Raw genomic sequence first — 3,003 nt, forward strand, 5'->3', positions numbered from 1 at the left:
CGAAGATAGAATTGTGAAACATATTAACTAAATTGCAGTTACACAGAATCTGTTACACCCTCCGATAATCGAGGAAACTTTACCTTTATTGATGGCTTTGTTGATGCGATAGATCCAGAACCATTAGAGTTCAAGATGAATGATGTGTATTCAAATAAGTATATGAGAATGCCCCTGACTGTATCGCTATACCCAAGCGTTAAAACAAGTCACCCATATGACTTTATGACAAACTACCAATGGACTATCAATGGTGTGCAAAGCGAGCCATCTAGTCGCGCAATTGGTGTGTTTTCGGATTTAGCGGCTGGTCATTACGATATTGAATTAGAAGTAACCTCAAATTTTGGTCAAACCGGTAAATACGACATGTCGTTTGATGTTAAGGAAAACCAAGCCCCTGTGTGTGAACCTGTAGTACGCGAACAATATGGTACTCATATTGTTGATGCAAACTGTAAAGATAGCGATGGAACGATTACTTATTATCGTTGGGTCGTCAATGGAACAGTATTCAGCCCATACGGTGCGCAAGTTCGATTTAGTGAAAGTGATTTCCCTACAGCAACGATTGTTATTGAGGCTGTAGATGACGCTGGAGCCAAAGGTATAGGTCGAGCCAGCTTTTAAAGCTAAATACTAGAAAAAACCGTCATTTTGGCGGTTTTTTTATTTCAGCGTCCCAAACGGCACCTGAACTGAACATTTTTAGCAATTTAAGGGATTAACATAACAATTATTCACTATTTCTAGAGGGCAGGTTATGAAGCATGCATTGATAAGCTTTTGTTTAATTGCGTCGCTGGTAATGCTGATGTCTTCAAAATTTACATTAGCGGTTCCCTCTCAAGAATACTCATGCTTATTTGCCAGATATTTTTTGGTTGATAAGCAGGATGTAAATATCAAGCGTGATCATTTGGTTGCATTCAATTTACCCAGAAATACACCGTATTTTCTAAAGGGATCTCGCTGGATAAAAAAACTGGTAGGGATGCCGGGAGACCATGTGATCGTCAATGTGGATGGGGTCGTTGTTAATGGGAAAACCTATAAGAACAATGTGCGCCAACTGCTGATGAAGGTAGATGTGTCAGAGCAAGAGATAAGCAAAGAATTGTATTTGAAAGAAGATCAATATTTTGTGATTGGAGAAACCCCGCTGTCATATGATTCGCGATTTTGGGGAACGATTAAGAGAAGCGACATGATCGGAGACGCATATGCAATGTTATAGAAAATTGCTGGTTTTAGGTTTGCTTGTATCAAGTTCAATTGCTAATGCAAATCAGGTTGTTGAGCCAGGAATAACTCCAGAGCAAGCCGTGCAAATGGCAAATGATAAAGGGTGGTTTGATGGGTTAAATCTATCAGGAAAAAACGAAGCCACGCCTAAAGATGTTGAACAATTTATAGAAAATGCACAACAGCAACTACAAGATATTACTCATAAGACGCTATCTGAAAGTGAAGCATTAACCAAGCCCTCATCAATTTCCTTTATGTTCGTCAGCTTATCCATGCCGCGAGCATCACTTATTGATGCTTTTAAAAATGCAGCGGCATCAGGGACTACGGTTTACATCAATGGCATGTTTGATGGCGACAAAAACATCCTAGATACGATGGCACGTTTACAGGCTATGACACAGGATATGGTCGTTAAGCCGACAGTTAAATTTGGCCCGTCCTGGTTCAAGCTTTATCAAGTCAATCGAGTTCCCGCCTTAGTGTATGACGACAGTAAAATTCAAATCAAAATGATTGGCATGACTCAGATGGACTTCTTTACTGAGAAAGTCGCAACAGTGAAGAAGACCACAGATTTTGGTGCGTATGGGGCAACGTTCCCTGTAGAAGAAAGGTCATTGGTAGAGCAAATTAAACAGCGAATGAGCCAAATGGATTGGGAACAGAAACAACGTGACGCAACAAAGGGCTACTGGGAGAAAAGACCGAGATATAACTTAACGTTGGCATCAACAAACAACACATTTTATATCGATGCAACAGTGCAAATTCAGCGTGATGTGGTAAACCGTGCGGGAGTCGTGCTTGCAAAGGCTGGTGATAAATTTAATCCATTAGCACAAATGCCAGATGCTTATCTTGGCTTATATATTGTTGACCCGACGGATGCGTTACAGCTGGCTTGGTTAGACAAATATAAAGACCAATTTGATTATCGAGATCAAATTATCGTGACGCGCCTAGATGATAGAAACGGTTGGGAGCAATTGGGTGACCTAAGAAAACGATATAAACGCGATATTTATCTTCTCGAAAAAGAGCTAATCACCAAATTTGCTATTAAAGCCGTACCTTCAGTGGTGAGTGTTGAAAAGAACTACATCAAAGTACGTGAATTTAACGTGAGAAAATAATTATGAAATTGATTGTATTAGCTCTAGGTGTCGTTGGCGGCATTTATCTAACATTGATGCAACCTGATATCGCAATGCAAATATTAGATGGATTTATTCAATTTATTAATTGGTTATCCATTTCATTATCATCATTGTTGCGAGGTGTTTAGATGAACAAGTATGCCTTATCGGTTGTTGCGGCATTGGCATTTTTATTGAGTGCTTCAGCAATCGCGGATACCGAGGTTGACAACATTTGTAAGGATGCACAACTTTGGACCAAGATTGTCGATCAAGTGTGTTGGAGTTGTTTTACTGAAGGCTTTTCATTGATGGGAGTCGGGAACAAACCCGATGGTGCATCAGATAATAACCCATTTTGTTTATGTAATGACAATTTAGGTGTGCCCTTTGCCGGTACGAAATTATCGTATTTCGCCCCAACCAGAATAATAGAAACGGTAAGGTTACCATGGTGTAGTCCAACACTCGGTGGCATTACACTTCAGGATGATTACATTGGTATGGGCACCGTGAATGCATCGAAAGGAAAAGGCTTTTGGAATAGTCATTACCCCCCTGTGTCAGGATAGTTGTCGCCTCAGTTTTTCATAAAAATAAAACAGGGAGCGGTAAG

General features: G+C 40.1%; 5 protein-coding genes. All 5 read left to right on the forward strand.

Annotated elements, in window-relative coordinates; genetic code table 11:
• Window positions 1-168 precede the first annotated feature (168 nt).
• The 5 genes from IEY42_RS21805 to IEY42_RS21825 all read left to right on the forward strand — a co-directional run bounded on the left by IEY42_RS21805 (window position 169) and on the right by IEY42_RS21825 (window position 2,959).
• Window positions 169-630 carry a hypothetical protein gene (locus tag IEY42_RS21805; RefSeq protein ID WP_188927273.1) on the forward strand — a complete coding sequence of 154 codons (462 nt, stop codon included), beginning with the start codon at window positions 169-171 and terminating at the stop codon, window positions 628-630.
• Between the two features lie 133 nt (window positions 631-763).
• A complete protein-coding gene (gene lepB / locus IEY42_RS21810; protein ID WP_188927274.1) occupies window positions 764-1,237 on the forward strand; it encodes a signal peptidase I in 474 nt (157 codons plus the stop codon).
• Window positions 1,224-2,384 (forward strand): TrbC family F-type conjugative pilus assembly protein, encoded by a 1,161-nt coding sequence (locus IEY42_RS21815; protein ID WP_188927275.1) that lies wholly within the window; start codon window positions 1,224-1,226, stop codon window positions 2,382-2,384. Before lepB ends, IEY42_RS21815 begins: the two co-directional genes overlap by 14 nt.
• A gap of 2 nt (window positions 2,385-2,386) precedes the next feature.
• Complete coding sequence (locus IEY42_RS21820; RefSeq protein ID WP_188927276.1) at window positions 2,387-2,536, forward strand: hypothetical protein; 150 nt, start codon at window positions 2,387-2,389, stop codon at window positions 2,534-2,536.
• On the forward strand, window positions 2,537-2,959 hold the full coding sequence (locus IEY42_RS21825; protein ID WP_188927277.1) for a TraU family protein: 423 nt from the start codon (window positions 2,537-2,539) through the stop codon (window positions 2,957-2,959).
• Window positions 2,960-3,003 lie beyond the last annotated feature (44 nt).

Origin of the sequence: Shewanella algicola (assembly GCF_014648035.1) — a bacterium.
In the GTDB taxonomy this organism is placed as follows: domain Bacteria; phylum Pseudomonadota; class Gammaproteobacteria; order Enterobacterales; family Shewanellaceae; genus Shewanella; species Shewanella algicola.

Bases quoted from the DNA above. Each gene is read 5' to 3' on its own strand.
- IEY42_RS21805 (WP_188927273.1), top strand. From the start codon at position 169: ATGCCCCTGACTGTATCGCTATACCCAAGCGTTAAAACAAGTCACCCA.
- IEY42_RS21820 (WP_188927276.1), top strand. From the start codon at position 2,387: ATGAAATTGATTGTATTAGCTCTAGGTGTCGTTGGCGGCATTTATCTA.
- lepB (WP_188927274.1), top strand. From the start codon at position 764: ATGAAGCATGCATTGATAAGCTTTTGTTTAATTGCGTCGCTGGTAATG.
- IEY42_RS21825 (WP_188927277.1), top strand. From the start codon at position 2,537: ATGAACAAGTATGCCTTATCGGTTGTTGCGGCATTGGCATTTTTATTG.
- IEY42_RS21815 (WP_188927275.1), top strand. From the start codon at position 1,224: ATGCAATGTTATAGAAAATTGCTGGTTTTAGGTTTGCTTGTATCAAGT.